This window comes from Variovorax sp. AB1(2024) (genome assembly GCF_037482385.2).
In the GTDB taxonomy this organism is placed as follows: domain Bacteria; phylum Pseudomonadota; class Gammaproteobacteria; order Burkholderiales; family Burkholderiaceae_C; genus Variovorax.
Genome location: NZ_JBBHKP020000001.1, coordinates 4,743,698 through 4,760,494 on the forward strand (window position 1 = coordinate 4,743,698; position 16,797 = coordinate 4,760,494).

At 69.0% G+C, this 16,797-nt stretch carries 16 protein-coding genes; 8 read left to right on the forward strand and 8 right to left on the reverse strand.

Going from position 1 to position 16,797, the window contains the following annotated elements:
* Positions 1-480 precede the first annotated feature (480 nt).
* The gene (locus WIX39_RS22090; RefSeq protein WP_106933915.1) at positions 481-1,233 is read right to left on the reverse strand and encodes a sulfite exporter TauE/SafE family protein; all 753 of its coding nucleotides are present in this window, start codon (positions 1,231-1,233) and stop codon (positions 481-483) included.
* Positions 1,234-1,276: 43 nt separating this feature from the next.
* A complete protein-coding gene (locus tag WIX39_RS22095; protein WP_081270436.1) occupies positions 1,277-2,527 on the reverse strand; it encodes an MFS transporter in 1,251 nt (416 codons plus the stop codon).
* Positions 2,528-2,616: 89 nt separating this feature from the next.
* Between WIX39_RS22095 and WIX39_RS22100 the strand changes: the two genes are divergently transcribed.
* The 4 genes from WIX39_RS22100 (at position 2,617) to WIX39_RS22115 (ending at position 5,835) form a co-directional block, all read left to right on the forward strand.
* Positions 2,617-3,489, forward strand: coding sequence for an AraC family transcriptional regulator (locus WIX39_RS22100; protein ID WP_409195843.1), 873 nt, complete (start codon positions 2,617-2,619; stop codon positions 3,487-3,489).
* A 58-nt stretch (positions 3,490-3,547) separates the two neighbouring features.
* Positions 3,548-4,282 (forward strand): phosphatase PAP2 family protein, encoded by a 735-nt coding sequence (locus WIX39_RS22105; RefSeq protein ID WP_285414553.1) that lies wholly within the window; start codon positions 3,548-3,550, stop codon positions 4,280-4,282.
* A 96-nt stretch (positions 4,283-4,378) separates the two neighbouring features.
* A complete protein-coding gene (locus tag WIX39_RS22110) occupies positions 4,379-4,621 on the forward strand; it encodes an acyl carrier protein (RefSeq protein WP_081270439.1) in 243 nt (80 codons plus the stop codon).
* Entirely contained in the window at positions 4,618-5,835 is a 1,218-nt protein-coding gene (locus WIX39_RS22115; protein WP_409195844.1) for a beta-ketoacyl-[acyl-carrier-protein] synthase family protein, read from the forward strand. Before WIX39_RS22110 ends, WIX39_RS22115 begins: the two co-directional genes overlap by 4 nt.
* Positions 5,836-5,845: 10 nt before the next feature.
* Here WIX39_RS22115 and WIX39_RS22120 read toward each other — a convergent pair whose 3' ends face one another.
* The 4 genes from WIX39_RS22120 to WIX39_RS22135 form a co-directional block, all read right to left on the reverse strand.
* Complete coding sequence (locus WIX39_RS22120; protein ID WP_409195845.1) at positions 5,846-8,398, reverse strand: TonB-dependent siderophore receptor; 2,553 nt, start codon at positions 8,396-8,398, stop codon at positions 5,846-5,848.
* A gap of 98 nt (positions 8,399-8,496) precedes the next feature.
* On the reverse strand, positions 8,497-9,486 hold the full coding sequence (locus tag WIX39_RS22125; RefSeq protein ID WP_409195846.1) for a FecR domain-containing protein: 990 nt from the start codon (positions 9,484-9,486) through the stop codon (positions 8,497-8,499).
* Between the two features lie 5 nt (positions 9,487-9,491).
* Positions 9,492-10,013, reverse strand: coding sequence for a sigma-70 family RNA polymerase sigma factor (locus tag WIX39_RS22130; RefSeq protein ID WP_409195847.1), 522 nt, complete (start codon positions 10,011-10,013; stop codon positions 9,492-9,494).
* 46 nt (positions 10,014-10,059) lie between these two features.
* Complete coding sequence (locus tag WIX39_RS22135; protein WP_285414547.1) at positions 10,060-10,953, reverse strand: LysR substrate-binding domain-containing protein; 894 nt, start codon at positions 10,951-10,953, stop codon at positions 10,060-10,062.
* Between the two features lie 140 nt (positions 10,954-11,093).
* Here WIX39_RS22135 and WIX39_RS22140 point away from each other — a divergent pair, with 140 nt between their 5' ends.
* The 4 genes from WIX39_RS22140 to WIX39_RS22155 all read left to right on the forward strand — a co-directional run bounded on the left by WIX39_RS22140 (position 11,094) and on the right by WIX39_RS22155 (position 15,702).
* Positions 11,094-12,449, forward strand: a complete 1,356-nt coding sequence (locus WIX39_RS22140; protein ID WP_081270443.1) for a M20/M25/M40 family metallo-hydrolase — start codon at positions 11,094-11,096, stop codon at positions 12,447-12,449.
* Positions 12,450-12,536: 87 nt separating this feature from the next.
* Positions 12,537-12,989 (forward strand): DUF2501 domain-containing protein, encoded by a 453-nt coding sequence (locus WIX39_RS22145; protein ID WP_234382463.1) that lies wholly within the window; start codon positions 12,537-12,539, stop codon positions 12,987-12,989.
* 91 nt (positions 12,990-13,080) lie between these two features.
* The gene (locus WIX39_RS22150; RefSeq protein ID WP_106933905.1) at positions 13,081-14,808 is read left to right on the forward strand and encodes a SulP family inorganic anion transporter; all 1,728 of its coding nucleotides are present in this window, start codon (positions 13,081-13,083) and stop codon (positions 14,806-14,808) included.
* Positions 14,809-14,817: 9 nt separating this feature from the next.
* Positions 14,818-15,702 (forward strand): LysR substrate-binding domain-containing protein, encoded by an 885-nt coding sequence (locus WIX39_RS22155; protein WP_106933904.1) that lies wholly within the window; start codon positions 14,818-14,820, stop codon positions 15,700-15,702.
* Positions 15,703-15,712: 10 nt separating this feature from the next.
* Here WIX39_RS22155 and WIX39_RS22160 read toward each other — a convergent pair whose 3' ends face one another.
* Both WIX39_RS22160 and arfB read right to left on the reverse strand, forming a co-directional pair.
* A complete protein-coding gene (locus WIX39_RS22160; protein ID WP_205367154.1) occupies positions 15,713-16,294 on the reverse strand; it encodes a DUF3299 domain-containing protein in 582 nt (193 codons plus the stop codon).
* A gap of 93 nt (positions 16,295-16,387) precedes the next feature.
* The gene (gene arfB / locus WIX39_RS22165; RefSeq protein ID WP_081270448.1) at positions 16,388-16,795 is read right to left on the reverse strand and encodes an alternative ribosome rescue aminoacyl-tRNA hydrolase ArfB; all 408 of its coding nucleotides are present in this window, start codon (positions 16,793-16,795) and stop codon (positions 16,388-16,390) included.
* Between the last annotated feature and the right edge of the window lie 2 nt (positions 16,796-16,797).

Genomic DNA, 16,797 nt, shown 5'->3' on the forward strand with positions numbered 1-16,797 from the left:
CGCTGCGGGCAACCTGCGGTGCTCGACTCCGGCGGGGGTCCGCAGAACTCGCTTCGCTCAAGCAGCTGCGGCCCTGATCCCGCCTGCGTCTGCGCTCCTCGGCGCAGCCAGAAGGGATTTGGAAACCGGACGCGCCATCGCTGCGCTCGGCGCGGGGCTGCAGCAGGCGCGCAGCGCCTGCTGCAGCATCGGTGGCCGAGCGCAGCAAAGGCCCGGCCAGTTTCCCCTCCCCTCTGGCTGCGCCGAGGAGCGCAGCGTTTCGCGGATCAGGGCTCGCCCTTGTTTGAGCGAAGCGAGTTTGGGCGAGACCCCGCGAAACGCGAGCACCGCAGGTTGCCCCGTAGCGCAGCGAAGGGGTCGCAGACAGCGGGGTCGCCTTTTCTTTGCTTACTTTCTTTTGGCGAAGCAAAAGAAAGTGAGTCGCCCGCCGGGGCGAGACCCGGCCCCGGAAAAAAACCCACCAAAAAGCAAAAACAACCCTCAGCCCCGACCCAACAAAGCAGGCACAGCAGAAGCCAACATAGCCACCCCGGAAGCCGTCAACAACCCCAACACCAACTTCCGAAACGCAGCCTCACTGATCCCCACATAAAGCCGAGCCCCCAGCAACACAGGCAACGCAACCGCAAGCGCCACCACACCGAGCAGTGGAATCGTAGAACGCGCAATGCTGCCACTCGCAAGGTGAACAGCAAACGCCACCATCAGCATAGACAGGTTGAAGTTCTGAATCACCGCACGCTGCGTATCGCGCTGGAAGCCGCGCAGCGTGCACCAGAGCGTGGGAATGGTTCCCGAGAAACCGCCGATGCCGGCCATGGCGCCGCCGATGGCGCCGGCAACTCCGTCCGCCACGCGGCCGCCGAAGGCGATCTTCGGCAGGTGCTGCGACATCAGCATGGCCGGGCACCACAGCACAAGCAGCACGCCAATGCACAGCTTGAAGACCACGAGGTCCAGGTGCGGCAGCAGCCACACACCGAAAGGCACGCCCACGAGTCCGCCAAGCACGAAGGGCCACAGCAGGCTCTTGTCGAAGGCGCGGCGCACCGTGACGGCAGCGATCACCTGCCCGGTGAGCGCCCCGAACAGCGCAAGCAGCGCCGCCAGCTGAGGCTCCAGCGTCCAGGCCCACACTGACATGGCCACCATGCCGAACGCAAAGCCGGACAGGCCCTGCACGAAGCCCGCCAGCACTGCACCGGCGATCACTGACACATACAAGGCTTGCATGCGGCCGATGATATCGGCCGCTGTTCAACGACCCGGCAGGGGCTCAGGCGGAGGCCGGCACCAGCGCCGTGCGGCGCACCCGGCGCACATTGAAGGCGCTGGCGATCAGCACGCCCTGCACCACCGCCAGGCCGACGATGACGCTCGTGTACTGCCCGTGGTCCATCAGGCGGCCGAACACCAGCGGCGCAACGGCCTGGCCGATGTCCAGGCCCGCGTACACCACGCCGTAGACGCGGCCGGTGGCGTTGGGCGGAGTCGACTTCTTCACCAGCAGGTCGCGCGAAGGGCCGGCCACGCCGGAGACGAAACCCATCATGCCGAAGAGCACCGGCACCACGATCGGCGGGAAGTCCGCGAAGGCCAGCACCAAGGCCAGCATGGCGGCCACGCCGAAGCCAGCGCCCACGATGCGCTCGCAGCGCGACGGATCGGACGCGAGAAAGCCGCCCACCACCATGCCGGCCGCGCTGGCCACCATGTAGACGGTGAGGCACACCGCCACCAGCGCCACCGGCACCGCATGCAGGTGGCCCGCCGCCACCGGCGCGAAGGTCTGCACCACGCTGATCACGGCGGCGTAGAAAAAGAAGAAACCGAAGCACATCCACACCGCGGGAATGCGCAGGAAGTCGAACTCGCCGCCGGCAGGCGCGGGCTCGCCCTGCCCGGTGGCCTTGTGCACGGCCGCCGCGTCGAGCGACAGCGCGCTGCGGTAGACCCACAGCACCAGAAGCACCACGATGGCCACGGCGCCCGCGGACGCCAGCGCCACGCGCCACGAATAGGCAATGGCAATCGGCACCACGAAGGCCGGCGCCAGCGCCCAGCCCAGGCTGCCGGTGATGCCGTGCACGCTGTAGGCATGGCCCAGCCGCGTGGGCGCGACCTTGCGGTTGAACAGCGTGTAGTCGACCGGGTGGAACACGCCGTTGCCGATGCCGCCGACCACCGCGCACGCCAGCAGCATCCAGTAGCTCTGCGCCGCTGCGTAGCCGAAAGCCGCAAGCCCCAGCGCGCCCAGCCCGACGAACAACACCGGGCGAGGGCCCAGCTTGTCGACGATGAAGCCCGAGGCCGCCTGCACGATGCACGAGACCACGAAGAACACCGTGAGCACCGCGCCCAGCTCCACATAGCTCACGTTGAACGCGTCCTTCAGCCAGGGAAACAACGGCGCCAGGATGAGCTGGCTGAAGTGGCTGACCGCATGGGCCAGGCCGACCAGCCCGATCAGCTTGGCGTCGGTGCGCAAGGTGGTGGCCGGAACGGCGGCGGAGGATGAAGAGGACATGGATTGCTACAAAAAACCGGGGCGGGCTTCGATCCTATGCGGCGGGGACGCGGCAGAATGGCGATACAGCGACAACATTTGTCGAAACCATGCCAAGCGCCGCCTCCACCGCTGCCTCTTCTTCCGTCGCGACTTCTTCCGCGACCGCGCCGGCCAACAGCGTCGGGCCGCTCACGCCACACCTCTATGCCCCCGACGCGGTGCGCCCGCTGCGCGCCAAGGAACATTTCCTGAGCGCCGACACCCTGGTCGAGTTGCACGAGCACCCGTGGCCGCAGCTCACCTTCTCGACCCGTGGCGTGATCCGGCTCAGCACGCAGGACGGCAGCTACATCGTGCCGCCCTCCCGCGCGCTCTGGGTGCCGGCCAACATGCCGCACAGCATCACGCTGATCGAAGACGCGGAGCTGCGCACCGTCTACCTGCACGCCTGGATCGCTCCCACCTGGGAGAAATGCGAGGTGCTGGAGATCAGCCCGCTGCTGCGCGCACTGATGCTGGCGCTCGACACCACGCCCGATGGCCTGCCGCCGGCCGACCCGCACGCGCCGCAGCGCGAACGCATGATCGCGCCGCTCCTGGTGGACGAGGTCGAGCGCGCCACGCAGATCCGCATCGACGTGCCGCTGCCCGCCGACAAGCGCCTGCGGCAGCTCTGCGAGGCGCTGCTGCGCAACCCGGCCGACCGCGCCACGCTGGCCGAGCGCGCCGCCACCATCGGCGCCAGCGAGCGCACGGTGGCGCGGCTGTTTCGCGACCAGCTCGGCATGAGCTGGCAGCAATGGCGCCAGCAGGCCGTGATGGCCCATGCGCTGCCGCTGCTGGCGCGCGGCATGGCCGTGAGCCAGGTGGCGGCGGCCAGCGGCTACGCCACCGACAGCGCCTTCTGCGCCATGTTCAAGGCGGCGACCGGCCGCTCGCCGACCTCGTTCCAGCACCGCAAGCGCGCCGCGGCAAGCTGAACCGGCGGGGCATCGCGCGGCGGGTCATGCCGCTCTGGCAAGATCGGCGACCGACACCATGCACTCACCGATCCCCCTGCAGCTGGCGCCCGAAGCCCCGGCGCCCACATGGACCGCCGACATCTGGCTGCGCATGCGCCGCCATTTCCTGCTGAAGGCGGTCGGCACCACGGTCTTCACGTGGCTGTTCTTCATCGGCTACTTCCACCTGCTGCGCAATCCGTCGTTCCCGATCACGGTGATGCCGCTGACGCCGCTGGACCACCTCATTCCGTTCCAGCCCTATGCATTGGGCGCCTATCTGTCGCTCTGGTTCTACGTCGGCATCGCGCCGGGGCTGCAGCTCACCTTCCGCGAGCTGGTGGTGTACGGGCTGTGGATCGGCGGGCTGTGCATCACCGGGCTGGGGCTGTTCTATTTCTGGCCGACGCAGATTCCACCGCTGTCCATCGACGTGTCCGGCTTTCCCGGCTTTGCGATGCTGCAGGGCGTGGACGCGGCGGGCAACGCCTGTCCCTCCATGCACGTGGCGGTGGCCATCTTCACCGCCATCCGCATCGAGCACGTGCTGCGCGAAACCCGCACGCCGGCGCCGTGGCGCGTGCTGAACTGGGCGTGGTTCGCCGCCATCGCCTACTCGACGCTGGCCGTCAAGCAGCACGTGGTGCTCGACGCGGCGGCGGGTGCCCTGCTGGGCGTGGTGTTCGCCCTGCCCTCGCTGTACTGGCGCCCGGGGAAGCGTTTGCGAGGGGATGCCCCTCACGCGGGAGCGGATATCATTGGCCATCATTGACCACAACAGCCGGAATGAGGAAGGGATCGATCCAATGGCATGCCCTGCAGGGGTGGCAATCGATCAGCGGCAGCACATGACGACAGGCATCGCACGATGAGTTCGCTGAAGGAATTGCAGGACCTGATCCACGAGAAGTACGGCATCGAGCCGTCGAAGCTCGACCCACACGCCTCGATGCGGGAAACCGGCGGACTCGATTCGCTGGCACTCGCCGAATTCCTGTTCGCCATCGAAGACCACTTCGGCATCACCATGCCCGACGAGGACGCGAACATCGACACCCTGGCCGAACTCGCGGCGCTGGTCGACAAGGTCCGCGCGGCAAAGGCAGCGTGAACCACGAGGTCGCCGTCACCGGACTGGGCGTCGTGGCGCCGCACGGCGACTCGCCCGGCGCACTGTTCCAGGCCTTGCTGCAAGGCCGCTCGGCCATCCAGCCCGTTTACCCCGAACTCCCCAAGCCGGCCGCCGCGGCCACCGTCGCATTCGACGAGACGCGCTGGTTCACCAAGCTGCAGCTCGCGGGCGTCGACCGCGTGAGCCAGCTGGCCGTGGCAGCGGCCGACATGGCGATGCGCGACGCGGGCATCGCGGCGGGCGATGCCGACCCCGAACGCATCGGCGTCTTCGCCGGTTGCGGCATGGGCGGCGCCGCGGCGCTGGAAGCCGCCTATCGCGGCAATGGCCGCGTGTCGCCGCTCACCATTCCTGCCTTCATGCCCAACGCACCCGCCGCCCACGTGGCCATGCGCCAGGGCGTTCAGGGCCCGGTGCTCACTTATTCGGTCGCCTGCGCCTCGTCGTCGGCCGCCATTGCCGAAGCGGCCAAGGCGGTGCAACGCGGCGAGGTCGACATCGCGATTGCCGGCGGCAGCGAAGCGCTGATCGTGCCGGGCGTGGTTCTGGCCTGGCAGGCGATGCAGACGCTCGCCACCTTCCAGCCCGGCGAAGCAGCCGGCGCGGTGCGGCCCTTCGCGGCCGACCGCAGCGGCTTCGTGCTGGGCGAAGGCGCGGCCTTCCTGATCCTGGAATCCGCCGAGCGCGCCCGCGCCCGTGGCGCCCGCAGCTACGCCACGCTGGCCGGCTGGGGCCTGAGCAGCGACGCCACCCACCTCACCAAGCCCGACGCCCCCGGCCAGGCCCGCGCACTGCGCGCCGCGCTGCGGCAAGCCGGCCTGCAGCCGCGCGACGTGGGCTATTGCAACGCGCACGGCACGGCCACGCGCATCGGCGACGTGGTCGAGCGCAATGCACTGGCCGACGTGTGGGGCGACGACCTCGGCGCGCTGCGCGTGAGTTCGACCAAGGCGCTGCACGGCCACCTGCTGGGCGCGGCGGGCGCGCTCGAAGCGCTCATCACCGTGCTCGCAGTGCACGAGCGGCAGCTGCCGCCCAATGCGCACTGCGCGGAAATCGACCCGGCGTGCAGCCTGAACCTGGTGCAGCCGGGCGACACGGCGGCGCCTTCGCTCGAGGCCGCCGTCAGCAATTCCTTCGCCTTCGGCGGCACGAACTCAGTGCTGCTGTTCCGCCGACCGGACGCTTCCTAGGCTTCCTGGCTCAGAACTGGTAGCGAAGCGTCAACGTCACGTTGCGCGGTTCGCCGTAGAAGCCCGTCTCGAACAGGCCCATGCCCGCGTAGTACTTCTTGTCGAGCAGGTTGTGGATGTTGAGCGTGGCGGACAGCGCCTTGTTCACCTGGTAGCGCGCCATCAGGCTCACCAGCGCATAGCCCTTCTGCCGGATCTCGGCGTACTCCTGCGCCGCCGGGTTCCACACCTTGCCATAGAAGGCGCTCTGCCAGCTGACGCCGCCGCCGACCGTGAGCGCGTTCCATGCGCCGGGCAGCCTATAGCTGGTCGACAGACGCACCACATGTTCGGGCTGGCTGGCCATCAGCGTCGCGCCGTAGACACGCTGGCCCTTGGCGTCACGCACATGGTTGTAGGCATAGCCCGCCTGCAGGTTCCAGCCGGTGGCGATCTGCCCCGACAACTCGGCCTCGATGCCCTTGTTGGTCACGCCCTTCACGGCGCGGTACACCGAAGCGCCGTCGACGAAATCGACGTATTCCGCCACGTTGTCCTGCCGGATCTGGAACGCGGCCAGGCTTGCATTGAGGCGCCCCTCGAGGTACTCCGCCTTGATGCCCGCCTCGATGCCGCGTCCCTCGACGGCCGGCAGGAACTGGCGGTTGGCGTCCAGCAGCGACTGCGGCGAGAAGATGCTGGTGTAGCTGCCGTACACCGAGTAGGTGTCGTTCAGGTCGTAGACCACGCCGGCATACGGCGTGACCACGCCGCTCTCCCGGTAGTTGCTGGCCAGCGCCGGCGTGACGCCGTCGCTGAAGACCCGGGCGTCGCCGCCGACGACGCGGCTGACGCGAGCCCCCACGATCACCGACAGCGCATCGGTCGGCCGCAGCCGGGTGGCGCCGTACACGCCGCTCTGCCGGCGGCGCTCCGAGTACGAGGCAATAGGCGGGTAGGCCGGCTGCTCGAACGCGCCGTTCCAGTTGAAGATGCTGCCCGTCAGCATGGGATAGAGCGATTCGGACCACGGCCCGTGCGTCTTGCTGTCCGACCAGGACGCGCCGAACATCGCCTCGTGCTTGCGTCCCAGCAGGCTGTAGGAGCCGTTAAGGCTGGCACTCACGGTGTTCTGCGTGCGGTCGCCGCGGAAGTCGCCCGAGAACAGATACATGCCATCGCCGGTCACCGGATCGGGGTTGCCGCCGCTGGCCGAGCCGAGCAACGAGCGGTGCTTGCTTTCCTGATTGCTCACGTTGAGCTTGAAGCGCCAGTCGTCGTTCAGCCGCTGTTCCAGCGTGGCGAACACATTGCGCGTTCGCATCTGGCGCCGGCTCCAGTCGGTCGCGGGGTTGAACGAGCGGCTGAAATCGGTGCGGCTGCCGTCGCTGTAGAAGATGGGGAAACCGGTCCAGGTCGAGCCGCGGGGGTCGGTGTCCTGATAGTCGGCGCCCAGCCTGAGCAGGGTGTCGCGCGAAAGATCGGCTTCGATCACGCCGTACGCCACGCTTTTCTTCTGGCGATAGCAATCGAGGAACGACTCGCGGTCCTGGTAGGCGCCGACGAAGCGGCCGCGCACGGTGCCGCTTGCGTTGAGCGGCCCCGACAGATCGACCTCCCCGCGCCCGTTGTGCCAAGAGCCCACCGTGCCGGCTACCGATCCGGCAAAACGGTCGGTGGGACGCTTGCGGATGAAGTTGACGGTGGCCGACGGGTCGCCCGTGCCGCTCATCAGGCCGGTCGCGCCCTTGAGGATCTCGACACGGTCGTAGATCGTCAGGTCGCCGTTGGTGGCGCCCCAGTCGTACACGCCGTCGTAATCCTTGGCGACGCCGTCGTACTGGAAATTGGTGACCGCGAAGCCGCGGGCGCTGAAGCTCCAGCGGTCGCTGTCATAGCTCTGCACGGTGATGCCGGGGCTCTGGCTCATCACGTCGGAGACGCTCACGACGCCCCCGTCGTCCATCTGCTGGCGCGTCACAACGGTCACGCTTTGGGGCGTGTCGCGCAAGGAGAGGCCGAGGCCGGTGGACATGGACGACGGGCCGGCCGCGTAGCTTCCGGTACCGTCGGTTCTTGCATCGCGCACGGCGTCCGCCGTGACGGTCACGGTGGCCATGGTGGCTGCCGCGCCCTCGGCGGAAGCGGAGGGCGCGCCTCCCGGCAGGGCCCGCAGCGCATAACCGCCGCTGGCCGCGGGGACGGCACCGAGCCCCGTGCCTTCGAGCGCCCGGGACAGCGCCTCGGCCACCGTGTGGCTGCCGCTCACGCCACGGCTGCTCAGCCCCTCGGTGACTTGGGAGCCGAAGGTGATGAGCACGCCGGCGTCGCGCCCCAGACGGTTGAGAACGCCCTCGAGCGGGCCTGCGGGAATGTCGAAGCGACGCACGTCCTGGCTGCGCGAGCCTGCCTGCTGTGCGAGCGAAGTGCGCGGCGCCGCAAGGCCTGCCGCGACCATGCCGGCCACCGCGGCGAAACACAAGGTCCGCGAGGCCAGGGCCAGCACGTGCAGGCGCGCCTTGCCACGGGAGTTCGAACGGGAGGAGTTCGGCGCGAAAGTCGGCCGGCCGGAATGCTCAAGCATGAAAGTGCCTTCGATGGAAAGGTGAGTGACGAGAAAAGAAAAAGAGGTGACGCATCCGCGCCCTTCCCTTCGTTGACAAGCACCCCCGCCGAACTAGCTCATTTATTTTTTCTGGCGTGCACCGTGACCCAGTACCGCGTGTACGTGTGCACCTCGACAGGCAGCGAGGAAGTCAGCGCCGCGAGGATGCGGTCGGTGTCGTCCAGCGGGTAGGCGCCCGACACCTGCAGGCCGGCAACAGCCGGGTCGCACCCCAGCCGCCCTTTCCGGTAGCGGCCGACTTCGGCCAGGAAGCCGTCCAGGCGCATGCGCGAGACCACGAGCATGCCGTCGTCGGCCCAGGCACCTGCATTGCTGTCGAGCGCGCCGGCGTACATGGCCCGCGTGCGCGTGAAACTCCCGGCCTCGCCGGCCTGGAGGATGCGCGACGCGGCGGGCGCGTCGGCGGGGCGCAGCTCTACCGCGCCTTGCTGCACGCCCACGTCGACTCCACCTTCGCTGCCCCGTTCACGCACCGTGAAGCGCGTGCCGATGGCGCGCACGGCGCCCGCCTCGGTCTCGACGAAGAACGGACGGCGCAGCGCGTCCTGCGCGGTCTGCACACGGATTTCTCCGCGCACCAACTGCAGCACGCGGCGATCCGCGTCGAAGCGGACATTGACGGCGCTGTCGGTGTTGAGCACCACGCTGCCGCCGTCTGGCAGTTGCACCGTTTGCCGATCGCCGACGCCCGAGACGTGGTCGGCCGTCCATGCACGCCACGGCGTGGCCTGGCGCACGGCCAGCGCGCTGCCGCCGGCGACCACGAGCACGGTCAGCAGTTGCATGCTGCGGCGTCGGCGCAGCGAGTCCGGCGGGGTGCTCAGCACGGCCCTGGCCAGCGGCGTGGGAATGTCCGCGAACCGGCCGCCGACGGTCTCGATGCGCTGCCACGCTGCCTCGTGCGCCGCGTCGGCCTCGCGCCAGCGCCGCCACAGGGTCAGCCGCGCGGCGCTGATGTCGCTCTCGCGCAGCTCGACCCACCATTGCACGGCCTGTTGCGCAACCGCCTGCGAGACGGGCGCGCCGTCGGTTCCGGAGAAAGCCATCCGGCCTACTCCGAGAAAAAGCAACGCATCGCCGCCTTCGCCAGGTGCCGCTTCACGGTCGACACCGAAATGCCAAGTTCCGCGGCGATCTCCGCCTGGCCCAGGCCCTCGAGCTGCGCCAGCAGGAAGGCCTGCTTGGCCTGCACGGGCAGGCCAAGCAGGCGCCGGTCGATCTGGACCAGCGTCTCCAGCACCATGAGCCGCACTTCGGGCGCGGGCGCCATGGGCTCGGGCAGGAGCGCCAGCGCATCGAGATAAGCCTGCTCGATGGCGCGGCGGCGCACATGGTTGATGAGCAGGTTGCGCGCGACGGTGGTGAGATAGGCGCGCGGCTCTTCAACGCGGTCCAGCCCCGGCGCGCGCATCACGCGCAGGAAGGTGTCCTGCGCCAGGTCCGCCGCGTCGAAGGCGTTGCCCAGTTTCTTGCGCAGCCAGCCCTGCAGCCAGCCGTGGTGGTTGGCGTACAGCGTCTCGACCTGCTGGTGCGAGGCGGACTGGGCAATGGACGCTGCGGAGGAAGGCGGCACGCGGATTCGAAGGGGCGAAGGCCCTCTATACAAATAAGAACTGTTCTCATTGTATCGACGCCGCCGCGAGGAGCCATTCGACGAAAGCGCCGACCAGCGCATCGTCGGCGCGGCTCGGCGCCACGAACACGCTGTAGCCACGGCTCGACGGCACCCGTTCCGGGCAGGCCAGCACCAGTTCGCCCGAGCGCAGTTCGCGTTCGATGAAGTACTCCGGCACCAGCCCCACGCCCAGGTCGGCGCGCACCGCCGCGACCAGCGACGAGAACAGGTCGAAGCGGTGCCCCGCCACCAGGTTGTCGGGGGCACGCGCGTTCGCCGACTGGCCGAACCACTCCTCCCAGGCGCCCATGCGCGTGCGCAGATGCAGCAGCGGCGCGGCACGGAAGTCGCCGCGCGCCATCGCCGCCCGGCCTTTCGCCTTCGGCGAGCACACCACCACGCACGGCTCGCCCATCAGCGGCAGCGCATTGGCGCCGGGCCACACCGCGTCGTCGTACTGCACGCCGACGTCGAAGGGCAGGTCCTCCATGTAGAGATGCGTCGGAAACACCTGCAGATGCAGGCTGCAGCCCGGGTGCTGCGCGATGAATTCCGGCAGCCTCGGCGTGAGCCAGCCCTCGGCCAGCACCGGCACCGCGCCCACCAGCAGGCGCAGGCCGTCGGCGCGCTGCGCCATCGCCTCCAGCGTGTGGTTCTGCAGCCGCAGCAGGTCGCCGGAAATCTGGCCGTGGTAGCGCCGACCCGGCTCGGTCAGCTCGGTGCCGCGCGCGGTGCGCTGCACCAGCCGCACGCCGATCTGCGACTCCAGCAGCCGCAGTTGCTGGCTCACCGCGCTGTGGGTCAGGCAGAGCTCCTCGGCGGCCTTGCCCACGCCGTGATGGCGCGCCACCGCGTCGAAGATCAGCAGCGCGCGGGTGCTGGGAATATGGCGGCGCATGAGGCTTTCGTTAGAAAAACTGACAACGCGGAAGATTAAACCAGAGCACGCGCTTGGCACAGCCGCAAGAATCGCTGACGACGCCGCGTCGGCGGCGCCTCTCTTTTCACCGGTTTTTCTTTCAAGGACATTCCCGCACCATGCCTCGCCCCGCGTCTCTTCGCCTCGCCCCGCTCGTCCTTGCCCTGGCGTCCGCCGCCGCCGGCTTCGCGCATGCCCAGACCGGCTCGGTCGCCGCCACGCCCGCGCAGGTGCGCCCCGAGGTTGACAAGGCCTACACGCAGCTGATGGCGTCGCCGCAGATCCAGAAGCTGCTCGACGCGGTGAAGGCCGACCATGCGCGCTCGGTGGAGGACCTGAAGATGCTCACCGAGATCGAGGCGCCCCCGTTCAAGGAACAGAAGCGCGCCGAAGCCTTCCTGGCGCGCATGAAGGCCCTGGGCCTCGACGACGCGAAGATCGACGCCGAAGGCAACGTGGTCGGCCTGCGCAAGGGCACGGGCAACGGGCCCAAGCTGCTGATCTCGGCCCACCTCGACACCGTGTTCCCCGCCGGCACCGACGTGAAGGTGAAGGAGCGCGACGGCAAGCTCTACGCGCCCGGCATCTCCGACGACACGCGCGGCCTGTCGGTGCTGCTGTCGTGGCTCAAGGTGCTGAACGACAACAAGATCCAGACCGTGGGCGACCTGCTGTTCGTCGGCAACGTGGGCGAGGAAGAACTGGGCAACCTGCGCGGCATGAAAGCCATCTTCCGCGACAACCTCGACATCGACGGCATGGTCGGCCTCGAGCCCGCGCCCGAAGGCACGGTGCTGATGCTCGGCACCGGCAGCCATCGCTACGAAGTGACCTTCAAGGGCCCGGGCGGCCACAGTTTCGGTGCGTTCGGCCAGGTGCCGAGCGCCATCCACGGCATGGGCCGCGCCATTGCCAAGATCGCCGACGTGCGCACGCCCACCTTCCCCAAGACGACGTTCACCGTGGGCACGGTCGGCGGCGGCACCTCGGTCAACACCATCGCACCCGACGCGCGCATGGCGGTCGACATCCGCTCCGACGAAATGGCGCCGCTGCTGGAGACCGAGAAGAAGATCCTCGCGGCCATCGACGAGGCCGTGGTGGAGGAAAACAAGCGCTGGAACGTCAACACGCTGAGCGTGAGCACCAAGCTCATCGGCGACCGCCCGGGCGGCCGCACGCAGTCGGACACGGTGATCGTCGAGGCCGCCACGCGCTCGAACGCGGCCTTCGGCCACAAGACGCTGCTGACCGGCGCGAGCACCGACGCGAACGTGCCGATGTCGCTGGGCATTCCGGCCATCATCATCGGCGGCGGCGGCAAGACGGGCGGCTTCCACGCGCTGAGCGAATGGATCGACGTGACCGACGGCTGGAAAGGCGCGCAGAACTCGCTGGTGACGGTGCTGGGGCTGGTCGGCGTGCAGGGCACGAGTGCGCCTTTGCTGGAAAAGCGCCCGCCCCGCACGAAGTAGGCCAGGCGCGTGCCAGGGGCTGTGCCCCTGAAAGTCTCCGGTATGCTGATGGCCGCTTTCCATCACGCTGACCGACAGGAGGACACCATGCACGCCCGCTCCACCCTCATCGCCCTGGCACTGCTCGCGGCAGGTGCCTCGGCGCAAGCCAACAACCTGCTCGACCAGCTGAAGGAAAAAGCCGGCGAGGCCGCCAGCGCCAACACCCAGGGAGGCACCGGCGGTTCCTCGCTCGGCGGCCTGGGCAGCAACCTCGGCTTCAAGATGCCCGCCATCGGCTCCAGCACCATCGGCAACGCGGCAGGGGTGCTGCAGTACTGCGTCAAGAACAACTATCTGGGCGGCGACGCGGCCTCGGTGAAAGACAAGCTGCTCGCCAAGATCACCGGCCAGAAGCCCCAGGAAACCGGCTTCGCCAACGGCGCCAAGGGCCTGCTCAAGGGCGGCGACGGGCAGACGCTGAACTTCAAGATCCTGTCGTCCAAGCTCAAGACCAAGGCCTGCGACTACGTTCTCAAGAACGCGACGTCGCTGATCTAGGCACGCCTCAGCTCCCCATGCTTCGCGCAGCCGCGTAAGCTCTCCGCGCCCGCGCGGCATCAAGCACCGTTGCGGGCGCCATCCGTCATCCATGAATCCGGCCACCACCTCCCCCTCCCTGCGCCAGCGCCTCTCCCGCTGGGTCCCCTGCCTTGCCTGGCCCCGTCCCTCCGCCGCGCTGCTGCGCAACGAGGCGATGGCCGGCATCACCGTCGCGCTGATGGTCATTCCGCAGGGCGTGGCGTATGCCGCGCTGGCCGGCATGCCGCTGGTGACGGGCGTGTATGCCGCGCTGTTCCCGGCGCTGATCGCGGTGATGTTCAGCTCGTCCCAGCGGCTGTCGGTCGGCCCCACGGCGCTCACCAGCCTGCTGGTCGGTGCCTCGCTCGCGCCGCTGGCGGTGGCGGGCAGCGCCGAGTGGGTGGCGATGGCGGTGTGGCTCACGCTGATGTCCGGGGCCATCCAGATCGTGCTGGGCGCGGGGCGCTTCGGCTGGCTGCTGCGGCTGGTCAATTCGCCGGTGCTGATCGGTTTCACGCAGGGGGCGGCGGTGCTGATCGCCATCTCGCAGCTGCCCGCGCTGCTGGGCTTCACCGGCCGCACCATTCCGCAGGTGCTGCGCGGCGGCCCGTTGCCCGACCTGGTGGCCATCGCCTTCGGGCTCGGCAGCATCGCGGTGCTGTGGCTCGGCAAGCGGCTGCTGCCGCGCTTTCCGACCACGATGGCGCTGGTGGCCGGCGCGGCCGCGATCAGCTGGGTGATCAACTACGCGCTGCGCGGCGGCGCGGTGGTCGGCAGCCTGCCTTCGGGCCTGCCGTCCTTCTACTGGCCCGGCCTGCTGCCGATGGGCACGCTCGGCGCGCTGGTGCTGCCGGCGCTGATGATCACGCTGGTGAGCTTTCTGGAAACCGCATCGAGCGCCAAGGTCGACAACGCACGCGCCGGCACGCTCTGGAACGAAAACCAGGACCTGATCGGCCAGGGCCTGGCCAAGCTGGCCTCGGGCTTCTCGGGCGCGTTCCCGACCAGCTCGTCGTTCTCGCGCTCGGCCATCACGCTCTATGCGGGCGCGCAGACCGGCTGGGCGACGCTGTTCAGCGTGATGGTGGTGGCGGGCGCGCTGCTGTGGCTGATGCCGCTGCTCTATCACGTGCCGCAGGCAGTGCTGGCGGCGGTGGTGGTCACGGCCATCCTGGGGCTGGTGAAGCCGGCGAGCTTCACCGCGCTGTGGCGCATCTCGCGCATCGAGGCGGGCATTGCCTTCGGCACCTTCGTGCTGACCATCGCGACCGCGCCCAGCATCTACTGGGGCGTGCTCGGCGGGCTGCTGGCGGCGCTGGCGCACTACATGTACCGCCACCTGCATCCGCGCATCATCGAAGTGGGCCTGCACCCCGACGGCAGCCTGCGCGACCGCAATCTCTGGAAGCTGCCGCCGCTGGCGCCGCAGCTCTATGCGCTGCGCATGGACGCCGAGCTCGACTTCGCCTCGGCCTCCACGCTCGAACGCGCGCTCACCGTGGCGCTGGCCGAACGGCCCGGACTCACCGACGTGTGCCTGTTCGCGCAGCCGATCAACCGCATCGACATCACCGGCGCCGAAGTGTTCGGCTCGATCCGCCGGATGATGGAATCCAAGGGCATCCGCCTGCACCTGAGCGGCCTCAAGCTGCCCGCGATGCAGGTGCTGGAACGCGCCGGCCTGCTGGCCCCGGGCCCCATGCTGTTCAGCTACCGCACCGACGGCGAAGCGCTCGCCGCGTTGATGCCGCGCATCGACGTGCCGGCGGCCTCCGCCGAGACCGAATCCGCCGCCTGAAGCGCCCCCATGAAAACCACCATCGAAGAACTGGTTGCGTTCCGCGCGGTGGTGGACACGGGCTCGATCACCGCCGCGTCGGAGCAGTTGGCGCAAACGGTCTCCGGCATCAGCCGCGCATTGAGCCGGCTCGAGCAGAAGCTCGACACCACGCTGCTGCGCCGCACCACGCGGCGGCTCGAACTCACCGAGGAAGGCGCGGCCTTCCTGCAGCGCACGCGCGCCATCCTCGATGCGATCGACGATGCCGAAGAGCAGATGGCCGCGCGCCGCCAGCAGCCCGCCGGGCGTCTGCGGGTGAACGCAGCCTCGCCCTTCATGCTGCATGCCATCGTGCCGCTGGTGCCTGAATTCCGGCGGCTCTATCCGCAGATCAGCCTGGAGCTGGACACCGACGACCTGCCCATCGACCTGCTGGAGCGCCGCACCGACATCGCGATCCGCATCGGCCCGCTGCGCGACTCCACGCTGCATGCGCGCCCGCTGGGCACCCACCGGCTGCGCGTGCTCGCCAGCCCCGCGTATCTCGAGGCCAGCGGCAAGCCGCGCAAGGTGGACGAGCTGGCCGGGCATGCACTGCTCGGCTTCACACAGCCGGAGTCGCTCAACCGCTGGCCGCTGCGAGGTCCGCACGGCGACGAGTGGACCATCGCGCCGACGCTGATGGCATCGAGCGGCGAAACGCTGCGCCAGCTCGCACTGGCCGGCGTGGGCATCGTCTGCCTGTCGGACTTCATGACAGGCGCCGACCGGGCCAGCGGCGCGCTGGTCCAGCTGCTGGCCAAGGACACGGTGGACGTGCGCCAGCCGGTGAACGCGGTGTACTACCGCAACACGCAGCTGTCGGCGCGCATCACCTCGTTCCTGGATTTCCTCTCGCAGCGCATGGCCTGAAGGCCCCGCGTCACTGCGGCTGCCGGGGCACGAAACGCTCGACCGTCGCGGAAGCGATCTCGTAGCCGCTCACACCCATGTCCGCCGACGCATAGCGCGCCGCCTTCAGCGTGCCGCTGACGTACACCGTGTCCATCGCATGCAGGCCCTTCACGGGGCCTGGCGCTATCACGTGCACGATCTGGTTGGCGGGCGGCGGCGGGGTGTGGATGCAGGCGCCGAAGTACGGCACCAGCAGGAACTCGCGGATGCCCTCCTGCGAGGCATCCAGCGGCACGACGAAGCCCGCGAGCTTGGCCGCCTTGCCGTCGAGCTCGACGTTGACCGGCGCGTTGTCCCAGACGGCGCGCATCTCGTCGAGCATCTGGATGGCCTGGGGATCGTTGTCGCGCAGCGCCTCGAGGCTGATGTTGCGGTAGCGCCTGGTCGGGTCCCAGCTCTTGGGGATCAGCGCTTCCCATTTGAGTTCGGGCGCCGCGGCGTTGCTGGCAACCTGCCCCGATGCTGCGTCCGGCGCGCAGCCGTCGAGCAGCACGGCCAGCGGTGTCAGCAGAAGCGCCGACAACAGGACGCGTGCGAAAAGACTTCTCATTCGCCTGATTGTGCGGGGGCGATGTTTCAGGCAGATAAAGCCCCGGCTTTGTCCCTCCCCCCGGCCTCGGCATACGTCAAGGCGCCGGCGCGCTCAGTCCCGCACCGGCCCGCGCAGGTTCTTGATCTGCGAGCGCTGGCTCTTGCCTTCGAGCCTGCGCTGCTTCGAACCGTAGGTCGGCTTGGTGGCACGCCGCACGCGCGGCGGCGCGGCCACGCTGTCGACCACCGCCTGCAGGCGCGCGAAGGCGTCGGCGCGGTTCATTTCCTGCGTGCGGTGCTGCTGTGCCTTGAGCACCAGCACGCCTTCCTGCGTGATGCGGCTGTCGCGCAGGGCGAGCAGCCGTTCCTTCACGTCGGGCGGCAGCGAACTGGCGTGGATGTCGTAGCGCAGGTGCACCGCACTCGACACCTTGTTGACGTTCTGCCCGCCCGCGCCCTGCGCCCGGATGGCGCTGATCTCGACCTCGTCGGGATCGATCAGCACGGGCGGACGCAGCACGA

Coding starts and splice junctions, on each gene's coding strand:
- WIX39_RS22095 (WP_081270436.1), bottom strand. CDS start 2,527: ATGTCCTCTTCATCCTCCGCCGCCGTTCCGGCCACCACCTTGCGCACC.
- WIX39_RS22135 (WP_285414547.1), bottom strand. CDS start 10,953: ATGCGCCGCCATATTCCCAGCACCCGCGCGCTGCTGATCTTCGACGCG.
- WIX39_RS22140 (WP_081270443.1), top strand. CDS start 11,094: ATGCCTCGCCCCGCGTCTCTTCGCCTCGCCCCGCTCGTCCTTGCCCTG.
- WIX39_RS22100 (WP_409195843.1), top strand. CDS start 2,617: ATGCCAAGCGCCGCCTCCACCGCTGCCTCTTCTTCCGTCGCGACTTCT.
- WIX39_RS22110 (WP_081270439.1), top strand. CDS start 4,379: ATGAGTTCGCTGAAGGAATTGCAGGACCTGATCCACGAGAAGTACGGC.
- WIX39_RS22090 (WP_106933915.1), bottom strand. CDS start 1,233: ATGCAAGCCTTGTATGTGTCAGTGATCGCCGGTGCAGTGCTGGCGGGC.
- WIX39_RS22105 (WP_285414553.1), top strand. CDS start 3,548: ATGCACTCACCGATCCCCCTGCAGCTGGCGCCCGAAGCCCCGGCGCCC.
- WIX39_RS22120 (WP_409195845.1), bottom strand. CDS start 8,398: ATGCTTGAGCATTCCGGCCGGCCGACTTTCGCGCCGAACTCCTCCCGT.
- WIX39_RS22155 (WP_106933904.1), top strand. CDS start 14,818: ATGAAAACCACCATCGAAGAACTGGTTGCGTTCCGCGCGGTGGTGGAC.
- WIX39_RS22125 (WP_409195846.1), bottom strand. CDS start 9,486: ATGGCTTTCTCCGGAACCGACGGCGCGCCCGTCTCGCAGGCGGTTGCG.
- WIX39_RS22145 (WP_234382463.1), top strand. CDS start 12,537: ATGCACGCCCGCTCCACCCTCATCGCCCTGGCACTGCTCGCGGCAGGT.
- WIX39_RS22160 (WP_205367154.1), bottom strand. CDS start 16,294: ATGAGAAGTCTTTTCGCACGCGTCCTGTTGTCGGCGCTTCTGCTGACA.
- WIX39_RS22150 (WP_106933905.1), top strand. CDS start 13,081: ATGAATCCGGCCACCACCTCCCCCTCCCTGCGCCAGCGCCTCTCCCGC.